The sequence below is a fragment of the Mycobacterium sp. genome, from assembly GCF_965230835.1.
Taxonomy (GTDB): domain Bacteria; phylum Actinomycetota; class Actinomycetes; order Mycobacteriales; family Mycobacteriaceae; genus Mycobacterium.
The window spans coordinates 1678606-1694308 of sequence record NZ_CBDDLW010000002.1; the positions used below are offsets into that span (position 1 = coordinate 1678606).

Below are 15703 nucleotides of genomic sequence, written 5' to 3' on the forward strand. Positions count from 1 at the left end.
TCTCACCTCCTCCGGCGGGGCTTACCCGGTGTTCAGCAACGCCATGAATCCGTAGTCCATGTGGAGTTGCTGGTGACAATGCAGCAATGACAAACCGGGCTGGTCAGCGACAAAATCGACATCCATGGTCTGGTAGCCACCGAGCATCGCGACGTCTTTACGAACTCCTGCCGTCGGCGTTCCGGCAACGTGGGTGATCTCGAAGCTGTGCCGGTGCAGGTGCATGGGGTGTATGTCGTCGCTCGCATTGCGAAACCGCAGTCGGCAAAGCTCATTACGCTGCAGATCGAACACAGGTTCATTGGTATCCATCGAGAACGGTGTGCCGTTCATCGTCCACACGTTGAAACCGTTGTCCGCGGCGTTGCGCTTCTCGATCAGGAGTTCGATGGTGCGATCCGGTGTGGACGCCGGAGGTGAGCTAGCCGCAGCGAAGATCCGATAGTCCCAGATATAGGCCGGCGGCGCCGACCACTGTGGGTCACCGCCGCGCCCGGCGTATTCAACCACAACACCCATGCCGGCCCGCCGATCGTCGTCGGAAAGGTCGCCGAGTACCCACACACCCGGATTTGCCATCGTCACCATCGCCGAGATCCGCTCAGCGGCGCCGAGCCACAGCACCGGCACTGGCGCGGGATTGGGCACCGGATTGCCGTCCAACGCGATCACGGTGAACACATGCCCAGGTAACGCCAAGCTGCGGGCCTCGGTGGCGCTGCCATTGAGTACATGGAACAGCACCCGCTGCCCGGTTCGCACCCGAATCGGGTCGCCGTGACCTAGCACACGCCCGTTTATCGCGAACGCCCTATAGCCCACTTCAAACCCGTGTGGCCTGCCCTGCGCCAGCTCAGCCTTCATCGCCGCCTCGCCCTTGGCCCGCAAAGCAGGATCCTGTTCACCCGCGAGAAAGTCGCCAGCCATGTCGCCGCCGCTACTGAGCATCGGCCCAAATTCTTTGAGGGTCAGAAAAATTTCCTGATCGTAGGCGCCGGGGTTGTCACGAGGTTCGATATAGACCGGACCGACCAGCCCGCTGTACTGGCCGAGCGACAGATCTGCCCCGGAAACCACGTGGGTGTGATAGAACCTAAAGCCCGCAGGGCCGGGCACGAACGAGATGCGCCGCATTCCGTGCGCGGGGATGTACGGGGTGCCCTCCTCGGCGGAACCGTCGACATCAACGGGTAGCCGCTGACCGTGCCAGTGCAACTGCTCGGGGGTATCGGTGTCGTTGTGGATATCGACCCGAGTCCGCTGTCCTTCTTTGAGCCGCAGAAGCGGACCGGGAAACTGACCGTTGTAGGTCCGGGTCGACTCGATCCTATTCGGCGCCAATTCCACAGCACCGGTGCCAATCCGCAGCGTGTAGTCCGGCTTGCCGTTGGGCGGTGACGGCCGCGAGCAGGCTCCTGCAACGGCACTCCCGCCGCCCGCAGCGACCATCGCCGCTAGCCCGCTGTACTTGAATAGATCACGTCGACCTAGAGGCATCCTGCATCTGCTTTCTCGATTGGGCACTTCTACGGACCTGTGCAGTAGCGGCGCTTTGGTCGGGAGTGAACGAGCGACGGCCCCGTAACTTTGGGCACCCTTGAGTTCAGTTGGTGCAACGTGCGCACAGTCAGCCCTGCCCACCGCGGCACGCGAGAACGGGCAGCCAATAGTGGATACGCGCATCCAGTTCCTTAGCCGCACAGCGGAATTTCGGATATGTCGCCTGGCCACTATCAGCGGCCGCGGACGGATCAACAACACTCCAATGAATTGCCACAGCCGAACCATGGTCGGCGGGAACCTCACGAACCTTGTCGCACAACGTGATCACATAGTCGAAAGTCCGCCCCGCAACTGCACTGATCGGTTGGGGGCGGCGGTCACCGAGATCGATTCCGTACTCCTCGCGCATCACGCGTACAGCGTGCGGATGCAGCCGCGGCTTGGGATGACTTCCCGCGCTGGCAACTCGGACGCAACCGCCGCTGTGGTGGTGCAGCAGCGCTTCGGCCATCGGCGAGCGCGCGCCGTTGCCGGTACACAGAAACAGCACCGATCCGCCTGAAGCATTGGCCGTGTTCGTGGCGGGAGCCAATGCCGGATGCAGTGCGGTCGCGGCGTCACCGAAGGCGTCCGCGCAACGAGCCAGTTCCAGGCAGTAGTAGCTATCGCGGCCATCGAAACTGCTGCGGCGCGCGCCAACCAGCCCGGCCGAGCGCAGCAACCGCAGGTGATAGGAGACCAAGTTTTGGGGTTTATCGACGACAGCCGCCAATTCCCGGACACGGTGATCGCCAACCGCAAGAGCCGACAGCAGCGCCCAGCGCAATGGATGCGAAGCCATCTGTATAAGCAGCGGCACTCCGGACTCATCGGCCTCTTCAGCCGTCGACACCATGCCCGGTACAATACATCAAATCAGATTGATGTATTTTCCGGACGCAATCCACCTACGTTGCCGCGTCATGAGCCCGAGGAGACTTTGTGCCCGACCAGGAACCCGCAAAGACCTCGGAATCCATCGAAGTCCCCGATGAGCTGCGGCGACACCTCGGGGTTCCGGACGCGGTGATCATCGGGCTGGGGTCGATGATCGGTGCGGGAATTTTCGCTGCACTGGCTCCGGCAGCGCACGCAGCCGGAGCCGGGCTGCTGCTGGGACTAGCCGCGGCGGCCATTGTCGCCTACTGCAACGCCACCTCATCGGCGCGGCTCGCGGCACGCTACCCCGCATCCGGCGGCACCTACGTATACGGCCGGATGCGGCTGGGCGATTTCTGGGGGTATCTAGCCGGATGGGCATTCGTCGTCGGCAAGACCGCCTCGTGCGCAGCTATGGCCCTGACAGTCGGTTGGTATGCCTGGCCAACACACGCTCATGCGGTGGCTGTCGCCGCGGTGTTGGCATTGACCGCGGTGAACTACGCGGGAGTGAAAAAGTCGGCCTGGCTCACCCGCGCCATCGTCGCGGTGGTGCTCGCGGTGCTGGCCGCCGTTGTGGTCGCCACATCTACCTCCAGCACAGTGAGCGCGAATCACCTCCACCTGACAGGCATCTCCCTGAGTGGGACACTCCAAGCCGCTGGACTGCTATTTTTTGCCTTCGCCGGCTTTGCGCGGATCGCCACGCTCGGCGAGGAAGTCCGCGATCCTGCACGCACCATCCCACGAGCCATCCCATTGGCGTTGGGGATCACCTTGGCCGTGTATGCCATTGTGGCCGTGACGGTATTGGGCGTACTCGGACCACAACAACTCGCCAACGCCGTGGCGCCACTGTCGGATGCCGTGCGGGTTTCGGGGTCGAGCTGGTTGGTGCCCGTGGTTCGAGTCGGCGCGGCAATCGCTTCGCTCGGCTCCTTGCTCGCATTGATCCTCGGGGTCTCGCGCACCATCTTGGCCATGGCGCGAGACCACCACCTTCCGCACTCTTTGGCAGCCGTACACCCGAAATTCACGGTGCCCCATCGAGCCGAGCTGCTTATCGCCGCTGTGGTGGCGGTAGGGGCCGCAACGATGGATGTCCGTGCCACGATCGGCTTTTCCTCATTCGGAGTGCTGATCTACTACGCGATCACCAACGCTGCGGCTTTCACGCTGCGCCCGCATGAAGGTCGCCCTATGCGCCTGATCCCGATAGTCGGGCTCGCCGGCTGCGCCATCTTGGCATTCGCCTTACCCTTGTCGTCCGTGCTGTCTGGGACCGGGATCCTGGGCATCGGCATTGCTGCCTATGCACTGCGACACAACCTCACCGCAAAAGGCCGCGAAAAGAATCGACCTGCGCGGCGACGAACCTGACTAACGTCAAAGCAGGAGACCAACTGGGCTGCCGCGACAACCACGGTCGAATCACCCACTATCCGCGATAGGCACGGCGGCGTGCGATGAGACGCCAAATGAGCCCAATCGCAGCCAACGCCACGAGCGCGGCCAGCATTGGCCAAAAACCCAGGGTTTCGACCTGGCGCGACAGCCAACCCTGCACTGTGGCAGCGCCCTCGATGATCGGATCATCGGGACTGCCGCCGGCGAAGTACAGCCGTATTTCGTAGTAGCCGTAATAGGTGACATAGAGCCCCGTCAACAACACCACAACGCCGGCAATGCGCCCAACCTGCGGCAGAATTCGGCGCAGCGCCCCGGCGGATGTAGAGCCTGCCAACGCGACCGTCAGCGCAGCCACCCCAACGGTTACCGTCATGCCACTCGCGTACGCGACGAATGCCAGCACTCCGGTGAGTATCGATCCTTGTTTGAACGTCAAACTGATCATCGCGAGAAACGGCCCAATCGTGCACGACAGGGACGCGATCGCATAGCCCACGCCGTAGCCAAACATCGAACGCAGTTGCGCCGTCGGCGCTCCGCGAGACAGCTTCGGCATGATGACAGTCACGTCCTTGCCAGCAATCAGCCACGCCCCCAGCCCCACCAGCACGACACCGATAAGCACGGTAGCGAACGGCAGGTACTTCTGCGCCGAGGCGATCAGTGGGGAGATCAACAACCCAAAAATCCCGAAGACCGTGATGAATCCGGCTGACATGGCAATCGTGGCCGCACCGGCACGGGCGAGCGCCATCGAGCGCGAGGAGTCCATGCTGTCTCCGGCGATCACCAGACCCAGATAGCCCGGCAGAAACGCGAAGCCGCACGGATTCAGCGCGGCAACCAGCCCCGCTCCCAGCGCAAACCCAATGGTGTCGATCAACGGCCGGACAAATCCGTTACCCGCCGCGACAGCTCAGACTTCGACATTGGTCCTGTAACGACGTCGATGCCGCCGTCTGGCTGGACGAACGCAAACGCGGGTTGCTGAGTAACGCCGAATTTCGCCCACACGGCCCCGTCGGAGTCGACCAGCTGAGTAAATGCCTTCACCGGGGACTTGTCGACGAACTCCTGAATCGCAGGCACCTCGTCCAGTCCCGCCACTCCAACGAAGGTCACTTTCGGGTTCCCGGCCGCGACCTGGCCGACCATTGGCGCCTCACGCTGACAGGTCGGACACCAGGGCGCCCAAAACCACAGCACGGCGGACTTACCCAGCAGGTCGGCGCCCTGGAAGTCCTGCCCACCAAGGGTCTTCGCACTGAACTGCAGCTGCGCGGGGACACTCCCAGAATCGTGCGAAGCGACCGACGCGTCATGGGCGGCTGCTGACGTAGGCCCCGAATTCGTCGAACATGCGGTGACGAGCACTAATGCAACAGCAAGCGCAGCGATCCACCGGAGCCGGATCACGAGTCGGTCTTGCTGTCAGAGGAACTCTGCAGTTCCAGTAGCTGGTCCACCGACCACTGGTCGTCGGCGTGACTGCCGTAATGGGCAGCGACCACCGTTCCGTCAGGGTCGATGAGAAAGTCGGCCGGCAACCCGAGATGCGTTGTACCGTCCGAAAGGCCCACTCCCGAGTAGTTGGGGTCGCCCCGGTGGCGGCGAGCAGAGGCGAACCCGCGAACAGCGGCCGACCACGAGCGGGGATCGATGATCGCGCGCAAACCTTTCGCTACCCCGAAATTGCGGTATTGAACCATGTCAGGGTCGGCAAAAACGGTAAATGGTAGGGAAGCCTGGTAGCCGCGCAACTCTTCGGCCGGGGAGTGGAAGAACACCATCTCGGTAATACCGGCGTCTGCGACTTCCTGATGACGCTCGGAAAAGCTGCGAAGATGCAGGTGGCAGATAGGGCAACCGGAAAAACGACGAAACTGCAGGTGCGTCCTACCCTGCGGGGCAGGAATCTCTACCGATCGGCCGTCGATGGCCTCCAGGCGCCGCGTCGGAACGGTTGCGCCGCTAGATAATTGGGTACCCATACCCCCTACCGTACAGTGCATTGACGCTGCGGCTCCGACCCGTCTGTCAGCCCGCACCATGACCGCCGATCATCATGGGTGATAGCGAAAGCAGAGCTCAGCACACAGCGCTCTTGCACGTAGCATCGACCTGGACTGTTCGTGGCCCCGCGCGGTGCAGCTCTATCGGATGGTGTCGGCCACGCACCTCAGCGCAATGCGGCACGTCGGATCAGGGTCGCGGCGACAGGAACAACGGCCCCGGTCAACGCCAAGGAGGCGGCGAGCAGCAACAAGCTGGGGGTGAAGCTACCGGTAGCGTCCTTGAGCGCGCCGGTGGCGTAGGGACCGAGGAAACTCGCAAGGCTGCTGATGGCATTGATAGCGGCGATGCCTGCCGCGGCCGCGGCGCCGGACAGGAAGGTGGCGGGCAGGCTCCAAAAGACGGGGAGCGCGGCGAAGACACATGCCGCTGTAACGGTGACACCGACAAGAAGCAGTTGCCCAGAGCCGGCGGCCACTACAGCGAACAGGACCGCGGCACCCGCTAACGCGGGGAACAGCAGGTGTCGGGTCCGTTCGGCGGCCCGGTCAGAGTGACGACTCCACCCCATCATGGCGAGCGCGGACACGGCATAGCACACGGCAACCAGCCAGCCGACTGAGGAGATGCTGCTCCCAGGACGTAATCCCTTGATGAGCGAGGGCAAGAAGAACTGCAACGAGTACAAACTGAAGTACAAACCGGCGTTCACCAAGGCCAAGACCAGGACGCGCGGATCCGTCAGGGCTGCAGCGAAAGGGCGGCGAATGTGGCGGTCGGACGCCGGCTGTGCGGGGGTGTCGTCGGCCAGCTGCCCAATCAGCCAGGCCTGCTCGGCACTGGTCAGCCAGCGCGCTTCGCGGGGGGTGTTGGGCAGCACCTTCGCAACGAGCAGGCCCAGTCCGACCGTCGGGAGACCTTCAGCGAGAAACATGGTTCGCCAGCCAGGCAAGCCGCCCAACCCGGCATGCTCGACGAGCAGGGCTGACAACGGGGCACCAATGGTATTGGCCAGGGGAATCGCCAGGAGAAACAACGCTACCTTGCGGGCTCTTTCCCGGGCGGGGAACCAATGCCCGAGGTAGCAAATCGCGGCCGGGTAGAAGCCGGCCTCGGCGACACCCAGGACCAGCCGCTGAGCGTAGAGGCTATGCGGGCCAATCACGAGAGCGCCGGCAGCCGAGCAGCATCCCCAGACGATCAGCAGTACTGTCATCCAGCGGCGCATACCGACCCGGTGGAACATCCAGTTGCTCGGCACCTGGAACAACAGGTAGCCGAGGAAGAAGACGCCCGAGGCGAACCCGTACATCGTCATGGTCAAGCCAAGGTCTGCGTTCATCGTCAGGGCGGCAACCCCAATGTTGACCCGGTCGATGAAGCTCATCAGGTACATACCGATCAGGAGCGGCATCAACCGCCAGGTGACCTTACGCAGTACCCGCTCGCCGACGGCTTCCGATCTTGGCTTCTGGGTGACCGTCATCCCCGCCCCTGGTCGTCGCTGCTGATGTGCCCGGTCTACCGGAGAGTATGGCGACGCCCCGGCGAAACACGCCGATATTCCCTATTCAACGCTGCAACCGTTACGTGAGCCGGGGTTCGATATGCGGTCAGCGCCTCCATCTGCTCCACCAACGCGCCGGCGGCTGCCCGCCGGCTGCGGCCAGCACCTGCCGCGCGCTGGGATTTACCATCGCGCGGTCGCCGATGAAGACCGTTGGCACGGTCTCGTTCCCGTCAGCGACCGAACGCACGCGTGCGGCAGCCTCGGGATCCTCGCGGATGTTGATCTCCCGGAGTTTGACGCCACTGCGCCGAAGCGGGCGAAGCAGCATCCGGCAGTGCGGACAGCCGGGTCGCCAATACACCTCGACCAATGGGTCTGCGTCTGATGGCTGATTCATCGTGCCCCTCTTTTTACTCGCTGCCGCCGAGCCCTGGCACACCGGCTACCGACAACCGGATGTGAGGTTGTCTCGCACTGACGCTAATCCTCATGCCGTCGCAGGTGCACTCGCATCAATGGTGGAGCCGCGACGACGAAATCCCAAACGGCTGGCCAGCCTGCTCGCCACAGCACACGCAACACTGTGAGCGCTCTGGCAGGGCGATACCGAGTACACCGCGGCTCAGTCGATTGTGACGAGCCAATCTGCAACTGCCCGGCCGATCTCATGCGGACTGTCCTCTTGGATGAAGTGACTGCCCGGCACGGTCACCTCGGTCAGGTTGGCCCAACTGCGGCAAAACTCGCGCTGCGCCCCGGTGAGAATCGCACCCGGATCAGCGTTGATGAACAGCTTCGGAAAGTCTGCCGCCGACAGCCACTCCGCGTAGTCGGCGACGATCTGGTGTACATCAGCGGGTTCGCCCTCGATCGGGATCTCCCGCGGCCAGGTAAGGGTCGGCCGGCGATGCTCCGGGATGATGAACGGGCGTCGGTACTCGTCGTGCTCACCGGGCGAAAGGTCGCGCAAGACTGAACTGGGCAGGACAGCTTCGACAAACAAGTTCTTCTCGATGACCATCTGTTCACCGGCATCGGAGCGGAACGCTCGGAAGATCTGCGCTGCGGCCTCCGGCCACTCGTCCCAGGTGACCGGCCGCACGATGGCTTCCATGAACGCGATGCCCCCGATCCGGTCGCGGTGGCGGTTGGCCCAGTCGAAACCGAGGGCCGAGCCCCAGTCGTGGATGACGAAAACCACGTCGTCGCCGAGGTCGAGTTGATTGAGCAGCCCGTCAAGGTAGCGGCGATGTTCGATGAAACGGTAGCTGTGGGGACCAGTGTCGTCGAGCTTGTCCGAGTCCCCTTGGCCAATCAGGTCAGGCGCGATACAGCGAGCACGCCGAGCCACGTGCGGGATGACGTTTCGCCACAGGTACGACGAGGTCGGGTTGCCGTGCAGGAAGACAACCGAGCGCCCTTCACCGGTTTCGTGGAACGCCATTCGCTTGCCGTCAACCATGCAGTACCGCTTGGTGAGCGGGGTGGGATCGATCGCGGTCATCCAGGCCTCCTGCAGCTAATCGTGGACCACCGACACATTATGTAGCGTTTGTTATCATTGTCAATGGGTCCGCAGTACGCGCAGCCTAAGGAGCGCAGATGGCTCGTCCCCCGAAGTTCGACGATGAGGAGATCCTCGCCCGCGCCATGACCGCGATCTGGCGACGCGGTTGGTCGGCTACCTCGATCCGCGACCTGGAGCACGAACTCAACCTCAAAGCGCCGGCCATATACCGCCGTTTCGGCAGCAAAGACGGCCTCGCGCGTGCAGTGTTGGAGCGCTACATCGAGCAGGTGGTACGTCGCCGACTCCGTCGCTATCTTCCCGGCAGCGGCGACCCGATTTCCAACGTGCACGCCTTCTTCGAGAGCGCCGTTTCGCCGCCTTCGGCCGACGAGCCGTTGGCCGGCTGCCTACTCACCACGATGTCTTTCGACGTGCGCCGGCTCGACCCCGCACTCACCGACGTGGTCGCGGCGGGACTAGCCGAGATCGAGGACGCACTTCGGACCGAACTCGAGCGGGCCGCAGTCGATCACCGCCTCGCCGGCGACACCGACGCCGTCTTCGCCGCACTGGCCCTGGCATGGCAAGGGCTGATGGTGCGTGCTCGCGCCGGCTCGCCGCCTGCCGAGCTGCAGGCGCTAGCGCGGGCCGCAGTAGATCTGGTGGCGCCTTATGGCGCGGCTGGGCCACCGGGGAGCCGGTAAACGAGCTCACTCCTTCGGACTCTCAGGTTGTGCTTGGCGCCAGTCATGCGACCCTTATCGGACGAACCCGTGCAAGAGGAGCCGTTCTTGGTTCACCGCCCACAGACTGTCGCATTCGACGTCGTCGAGACATTGATGAACCTTGAACCGATGCGCGGCCACCTCGCCGAGATCGGAGTTCCCGGCTCGGCTCTCGAGCACTGGTATGACCGGACGCTGCGCGACGGCATGGCACTGACACTCACTGGCGATTACAAGCCGTTCTCTGCTGCCGCGGAGTCGGCGCTGCGAATCATCGGAGGAGATCGCCTAAGCGACGGCGACGTGGAACGCGTCCTTGATGGATTCGCAACACTGCCAGCCCAACCTGACGCCGAACCCGCCATGGCGGCCCTCGCCAATGCCGGGCTGTCGATCGTGTGCCTGACCAACGGGGCCCGCGAGACCACCGAGGCGTTCCTCAATCGCAACGGGCTGGACCGGTTCGTTGAACAGGTACTCAGCGTCACCGCGGTTGGGACGTGGAAGCCGCACCCTGCGGTGTACGAGTACGCCCTGTCGAAGACGCGCCTTCCCGCACATGATGTGGCGCTGATTGCCGTGCACGCCTTTGATTGCCACGGGGCGAACGCCGCCGGGCTCACGACCGGCTGGTCTGCACGCCTGGAGAAGCACTACTCGGAGATCTTCACGCGCGCCGATGTGATCGGCGACAACCTGGTCGATGTGGCCGGCAAGTTGCTCGACTTGCCCGCACGAGCACCGGTGCCGCCAACATAGTCGATCCGGCTGGTTGCAGCCGTGTACCCGGGCTAGGACTATGCGAGTTACCCTAGCCACCAGCAGGACCAAAACAGAACGGCCGCAAGATTTTTCGAGGCCGTCCTATTCAATTGGCTGACGTCATCGCACAGTGGCGGTCCGGATCACCCAGGGCCTAACTCGACCCGCTTGCGCCGCTTCGGCCCAACAGAGCACCACCGGTACCGCCGGCGCCACCGGTGCCGGGGCCCCCAAACGCGATGCCGGCGTTACCGCCGTTACCACCGTTGCCGATAAGAACGGCATTTCCGCCGGCGCCACCGTTGCCAGCGTCGACTCCGCCGGCGCCGCCGGCGCCACCATTGCCAAACAGCCCTGCGGTTCCGCCGGCCCCTCCGGCCCCACCATTTTGGCCAGAACTGGTACTCGGTCCACCTCCTCCGACGCCGCCACCACCACCGTTGCCGAACAACGCGCCGGCGTCTCCCCCAGCGCCGCCGTCGCCGCCGTCGCCAATGGTGACGCTGCCTCCAGTACCACCTGCGCCGCCAGACCCGACCAGCCCGGCGGTGCCGCCGGCCCCTCCAGCTCCGCCAGCGCCAGCACCGCCGCCACCACCCGCACCGCCGGCACCACCATTCCGGGTCAACCCGGCGTCACCGCCACCGCCGCCGAATCCTCCATCACCGCGGAGGCCACCGAACCCGCCGGAACCGCCTACCCCGCCGTTGCCAAACAGCAATCCCGCATCGCCGCCATCACCGCCAGACCCGCCTGCTCCAGATTCGGTCGAGCTGCTGTTGACCCCGCCGAGCCCACCAGCTCCTCCGCTGCCCCCCAAGAATCCTGCATCTCCACCAGCACCGCCGGAACCGCCGACCCCAGAGTCGCTGTTGTTGACTCCACCGACTCCACCGGCCCCTCCGTTGCCGAATAGCCAGCCGCCACTACCACCGGACCCACCGACCCCACCGTCGCCCATCCCGTCGCTCAAGCCGCTCAAACCGGCAGCCCCGCCGGCCCCACCATTGCCAAACAACCAACCCCCAGTACCACCAGCTCCACCATCCCCACCGCCGCCAAGGCCAGCAGCGGCCGAGCCTCCGATACCACCAGTGCCGCCAGTCCCACCCAGCCAGCCACCGTTTCCACCGGCACCACCGACCCCACCGTCGACCCCGTCACCACTGCCCAGCCCACCGGCACCGCCAGAGCCGCCGGTACCGAACAACAAACCGGCGCTGCCACCAGCTCCACCGGCCGAGCCGCCGAACTGACCGCCGTCGCCGCCGGCACCACCAGCGCCGAACAGCAAACCGCCCTTGCCACCAACACCACCGACTCCACCGGAGAATCCGCCGCCACCGGCGGCTCCGCCGTTTCCGAAGAGTCCGGCAGCTCCGCCGGCCCCACCGTTACCGCCAAAGGCACCGCCCGCCGCGCCGGCTCCGCCGTTTCCGAAGAGCAAGCCGCCGCGACCGCCGGCCCCACCAACCCCAGCAGAACCACCCGCTGCGGCCGCACCGCCGGGCCCCACCGCTACCGCCGTTACCGAACAGACCCGCAGCACCACCAGCGCCGCCATTTTGACCGACCCCGCCAGAGCCACCGTTGCCGCCATTGCCGATCAAAAAACCCCCGGCACCACCATTGGCCCCGGTTCCAGCAAGCCCATCAGCACCGTCACCAATCAACGGCCGCCCAAACAACGCATTCGTCGGCGCGTTAACAACGTTCAAAAAATGCTGCTGAAGACTATCGAACTGGGTAGCCAAATACTGCTGCACATTGGCGAACTCAGCCTCTAAATACCGCAGCCCATCACCTTGGATGGTCTGCACAAACCGCTCATGAAAACTCGCCGCCTGCGCACTCAGGACCTGAAACTGCTGAGCATGAGCACTAAACACCGCCGCCAACGCCGCAGACACCTCATCACCAGCAGCCGGAACCACCTCAGTAGTAGGCACCGCCGCAACAGCATTGGCCGAACTGATCACCGACCCAAGACCAGCCAAATCACCAGCAGCCGCCGTCAACTCATCAGGAACAACAGACACAAACGACACAAACCCCAGCCCCTTCCCACCAACTCAACGACCCATCCGCAACCAACACCGCACCCACAACGACCGAGCACACACCACATCGCACGCAGCCGCGGCGACACCCGCTAAGCCCAGCTAGACCCAACCGCGGAATCAGTACTGGCCATGTTGTTTCCGGCGGACTGCACCGGGGCTTGACCCCTTGGGTTGGACACGGGATTTGTGGTTAGGCGGCTTGGGGCAGCGTAGCGGATAGGTGGGTCCTCTCGTAGGTGGCGGGGCTGAGCTGGTTGCAGTAGGAGTGGCGTCGTGTGGTGTTGTAGCGGGCCAGCCAGCGAAAGACCTCGCGTCGGCAGGTGGGGGCGTCGTCCCAGCTGTGTCGGTCTTGGAGGACCTCGCGTTTGAGGGCGGCGTTGACCGATTCAGCCAGGGCGTTGTCGGCGCTCGATCCGATAGCGCCCATGGACTGGGTGACCCCCAACCGGGTACACAGTTTCGCGAAATCCTGTGACGTGTACTGGCGTCCGTGGTCACTGTGGAATACCGCACCACCCAGACTGCCCCGTAGCGCCTCGGCGGCCTTGAGGGCATCTTCGACCAGTTCGGTGCGCATATGCTCTGCGATCGCCCACCCAGTGATCCGCCGAGACCAGCAGTCGATGACGGTGGCCAGATACAGGTTAGCGCCGCTAGCCAGCGGCAAGTACGTGATGTCCCCAACGTATCTCTTGTTGGATTCAGAAGCGGTGAAATCTCGTTTAAGCAGGTCAGGATATTTCTGTGTGGTTTTATCTGGTCTGGTTGTGCGGACACGGCGGCGGCACCGATACCCAGCGATCCCCGCTACGCGCATGACTCGGGCTACTCGCTTGTGGTTGACCCGCTCAGTATCAGCAACACCGTCGTTGAGTTCAGCGGTGATCCGCGGGCACCCATAGGTGTTGTCCTGATCATGTATTGCGCGAATACGCTCGGCCAACACCGCATCAGCAGCGGTTTGAGCTGCCCGCGTGGCTGCTGCCTGACACCAGGTGTAAAACGATGATCGAGCGATCTCGACGACCTGGCATAGCCGCTTCACCTCGAAGGCGTGTCGGTGATCGGCAACGAACTGAAAGCGACTCACCAGTTCGTCTCCCCAGCGAAATACTTGGCCGCCGACCGCAAAATGTCCCGCTCGGTGGCCAGCCGGGTCTTCTCGGCACGCAACGCCTGGTTCTCAGCATGGAGCCGTGCCACCGCTTGTTCGGGGGTCTCGCCACCCGGGGCCCCTACGGCAACCGAACCGGGTTTACGGTGCCGAATCGGCACACCGTGGGCCTTGCACCACGCCGATAACGTTGGGTCGCTCAAGCCAAGCTCAGCAGCGATCATGCTGATCGTCGCACCAGCGGTATCCCGATACAACGCAACCGCATCCCGCTTGAACTCATCAGGGTAACTTTTCCTTGCCATAGGGGTGGATCATCTCGCTTCCCCCAGGAACATCCTGGGATTCAGCGTGTCCAACCCAAGGGGTCAAGCCCCGATAGTTGATAGTCAACGAACCTATTCTCCTTCACTGATAGATAGAAATGATGTGCAGCAACGATTTTTATCGCGCTACGGGTTAGCTTCCGAGGATTTGCTGTGAAGCCTGTTCTTGCTGTTCATAGCGGTTCGCATCGCGAACCAGACCGTCACGGACCCCGTGCAACATGGTCACGATGTTGCGAAACGCCGAATTCATCTGCCCCATTGTGTCCAACGAGGTCGCCGAAGCCGTCCCACTCCAGCCCGCACCGGCAATATTCTGCGACGAAGCCCACATCTTGCGCGCCTCGTCTTCAACCACTTGGGCGTGAAGCTCAAACCGGCCCGCAACATCCCGCATCGCGTGCGGGTCGGTTAAAAAACGTGCAGCCATAATTCCAATCTCCTTATACCCAGATCCATACTTAGATTCGCCGAAATGAAACGTCTTACCGAAGATGATTTGCATTGCCGGCTGCTGCCGCCGGCAGACGGGTCAGACGATCTGCGGCATCACACTGGGCCGAGACGACACCACCTGGACACCGCCGACACCTGCGCCCTCGACACGTCCAGCCGCCCCCGCAGCACCCGCAGCTCCGGCGGCCGGGGCACCCATCGGCATACCCATCGGCACCGCACCGGCAGCGGGCACACCAGCACCAGGCACCCCGGCACCGGGCACACTGCCCACCGGCCCAGTCGAACCAGCCAAACCCGCTTGGGCTGAAGCACCCCAACTCGGCGGCACCGACAACGCCCGCACCGTGTGGGCTTGCCCCACACCAGCCGACACCGCCCCCAAACCAGCCGGAACACCGAGCCCCGACACCGCCCCACCAGCAGCCGGACTCGCCGCAATCGGCACCCCGGCACCACCAGACCCACCACTCAACAACGACATCAACGGCGAAATCGCATACCCAGCCGGCGTCGCCACCAACGGCGCCACCGACGCCGCCGCCGACACCACCTGCGACCCCAACCCCGCCGACGTCCCACCAGCCGCTGCCGCCGGCTCCCCCGCAGCCGCACCCGACATCACCGCCTGCAACGGCGCAGCTGGTGTCAACGACGAAACCACCGCAGCCGCACCCGACTCATAGCCGGTCATCGCACCCACATCCTGCGCCCACATCTGCTCATAGACCGCTTCGGTCGCAGCAATCGCCGGCGTGTTTTGCCCCAACACATTCGTGGTCACCAACGCCTGCATCTGTCCACGATTAGCCACCACCGCCCCCGGATGCACCGTAGCCGTCTGCGCAGCCTCAAACACAGCCGCCGCATCCGAGGCCTGCCCAGCAGCCTGGCGCGCACGCCCAGCCGCCGCACTCAACCACTGCACATACGGAGCCGCCGCCACCGTCATCGCCACCGACGCCGGACCCGACCACCACCCACTGGCCAACCCCGACGTCACCGACCCAAACGACTCCGCGGCCGCACTCAACTCCGCAGACAACCCCTCCCAAGCCGCCGCAGCAGCCAACATCGGAGCAACCCCCGCACCCGAAAACATCCGCGCCGAATTAACCTCCGGCGGCAAAAACGCAAACTCCATCACAACCACACACCCCCAAAAAACCCGCAACCATCCATCAACCTGAGCCTTTCCTGCTAAAAGACTGGGTGCCACCTGTGTTAAAGCTGAGGGGCCTCACCGTAACACCAAACCCCATGCGTCCCGCAAGAGTCAGATGTAACAGCTAGATGCCCCATGTAACACGTGAATGTCATGCAACCGGCGCGCCATGTCGCGCAGACCGTCGCATTTGCCGAACGCCCAACACCACCAGACGGTTCACCAGAA

General features: G+C 63.8%; 14 protein-coding genes and 2 pseudogenes. 3 read left to right on the plus strand and 13 right to left on the minus strand.

Features of this window, described 5'->3' with window-relative positions; all coding sequences use genetic code 11:
* Positions 1 to 21: 21 nt before the first annotated feature.
* Together ACO07W_RS08220 and ACO07W_RS08225 are read right to left on the minus strand one after the other, a co-directional pair.
* Positions 22 to 1497 carry a multicopper oxidase family protein gene (locus ACO07W_RS08220; RefSeq protein WP_421842288.1) on the minus strand — a complete coding sequence of 492 codons (1476 nt, stop codon included), beginning with the start codon at positions 1495 to 1497 and terminating at the stop codon, positions 22 to 24.
* A gap of 130 nt (positions 1498 to 1627) precedes the next feature.
* Positions 1628 to 2398, minus strand: coding sequence for an ArsR family transcriptional regulator (locus ACO07W_RS08225; RefSeq protein WP_421842290.1), 771 nt, complete (start codon positions 2396 to 2398; stop codon positions 1628 to 1630).
* Between the two features lie 86 nt (positions 2399 to 2484).
* On the opposite strand from ACO07W_RS08225, the gene ACO07W_RS08230 reads away from it, so the two are divergent.
* Complete coding sequence (locus ACO07W_RS08230) at positions 2485 to 3801, plus strand: APC family permease (protein WP_421842292.1); 1317 nt, start codon at positions 2485 to 2487, stop codon at positions 3799 to 3801.
* Positions 3802 to 3859: 58 nt separating this feature from the next.
* Here the strand turns inward: ACO07W_RS08230 and ACO07W_RS08235 are convergent, their stop codons facing one another.
* The 6 genes from ACO07W_RS08235 to ACO07W_RS08260 all read right to left on the minus strand — a co-directional run bounded on the left by ACO07W_RS08235 (position 3860) and on the right by ACO07W_RS08260 (position 8858).
* The gene (locus ACO07W_RS08235; protein WP_421842294.1) at positions 3860 to 4714 is read right to left on the minus strand and encodes a cytochrome c biogenesis CcdA family protein; all 855 of its coding nucleotides are present in this window, start codon (positions 4712 to 4714) and stop codon (positions 3860 to 3862) included.
* Positions 4711 to 5247 (minus strand): redoxin domain-containing protein, encoded by a 537-nt coding sequence (locus ACO07W_RS08240; RefSeq protein ID WP_421842296.1) that lies wholly within the window; start codon positions 5245 to 5247, stop codon positions 4711 to 4713. The genes ACO07W_RS08235 and ACO07W_RS08240 overlap by 4 nt, the downstream gene beginning before the upstream one ends.
* Entirely contained in the window at positions 5244 to 5822 is a 579-nt protein-coding gene (locus tag ACO07W_RS08245; protein ID WP_421842298.1) for a peroxiredoxin-like family protein, read from the minus strand. Before ACO07W_RS08245 ends, ACO07W_RS08240 begins: the two co-directional genes overlap by 4 nt.
* A 188-nt stretch (positions 5823 to 6010) precedes the next feature.
* Positions 6011 to 7330 carry an MFS transporter gene (locus tag ACO07W_RS08250; RefSeq protein WP_421842300.1) on the minus strand — a complete coding sequence of 440 codons (1320 nt, stop codon included), beginning with the start codon at positions 7328 to 7330 and terminating at the stop codon, positions 6011 to 6013.
* 127 nt (positions 7331 to 7457) lie between these two features.
* Positions 7458 to 7751: a glutaredoxin family protein gene (locus ACO07W_RS08255; protein WP_421842302.1), complete on the minus strand. Its 294-nt coding sequence runs from the start codon at positions 7749 to 7751 to the stop codon at positions 7458 to 7460.
* A gap of 225 nt (positions 7752 to 7976) precedes the next feature.
* Positions 7977 to 8858, minus strand: coding sequence for a haloalkane dehalogenase (locus ACO07W_RS08260; RefSeq protein ID WP_421842304.1), 882 nt, complete (start codon positions 8856 to 8858; stop codon positions 7977 to 7979).
* 98 nt (positions 8859 to 8956) lie between these two features.
* On the opposite strand from ACO07W_RS08260, the gene ACO07W_RS08265 reads away from it, so the two are divergent.
* Together ACO07W_RS08265 and ACO07W_RS08270 are read left to right on the plus strand one after the other, a co-directional pair.
* Positions 8957 to 9568, plus strand: a complete 612-nt coding sequence (locus ACO07W_RS08265) for a TetR/AcrR family transcriptional regulator (RefSeq protein WP_421842306.1) — start codon at positions 8957 to 8959, stop codon at positions 9566 to 9568.
* Positions 9569 to 9613: 45 nt separating this feature from the next.
* Positions 9614 to 10348 carry a haloacid dehalogenase type II gene (locus ACO07W_RS08270; RefSeq protein WP_421842308.1) on the plus strand — a complete coding sequence of 245 codons (735 nt, stop codon included), beginning with the start codon at positions 9614 to 9616 and terminating at the stop codon, positions 10346 to 10348.
* 157 nt (positions 10349 to 10505) lie between these two features.
* On the opposite strand, the pseudogene ACO07W_RS08275 reads toward ACO07W_RS08270, so the two are convergent.
* The 5 genes and pseudogenes from ACO07W_RS08275 to ACO07W_RS08295 form a co-directional block, all read right to left on the minus strand.
* Positions 10506 to 12399: pseudogene (locus ACO07W_RS08275) on the minus strand (PE family protein).
* A gap of 104 nt (positions 12400 to 12503) precedes the next feature.
* A pseudogene (locus ACO07W_RS08280) lies at positions 12504 to 12590 on the minus strand (type VII secretion protein EsxI); the annotation flags it as partial.
* A 14-nt stretch (positions 12591 to 12604) separates the two neighbouring features.
* A protein-coding gene (locus ACO07W_RS08285; protein WP_421840068.1) for an IS3 family transposase occupies positions 12605 to 13833 on the minus strand; the annotation gives its coding sequence in 2 pieces (ribosomal slippage) (positions 12605 to 13518 and positions 13518 to 13833; 1230 coding nt in all).
* A gap of 154 nt (positions 13834 to 13987) precedes the next feature.
* Complete coding sequence (locus ACO07W_RS08290) at positions 13988 to 14284, minus strand: WXG100 family type VII secretion target (protein WP_421845874.1); 297 nt, start codon at positions 14282 to 14284, stop codon at positions 13988 to 13990.
* A 102-nt stretch (positions 14285 to 14386) separates the two neighbouring features.
* Positions 14387 to 15454: a PPE family protein gene (locus tag ACO07W_RS08295; protein WP_421842310.1), complete on the minus strand. Its 1068-nt coding sequence runs from the start codon at positions 15452 to 15454 to the stop codon at positions 14387 to 14389.
* Positions 15455 to 15703: the final 249 nt, after the last annotated feature.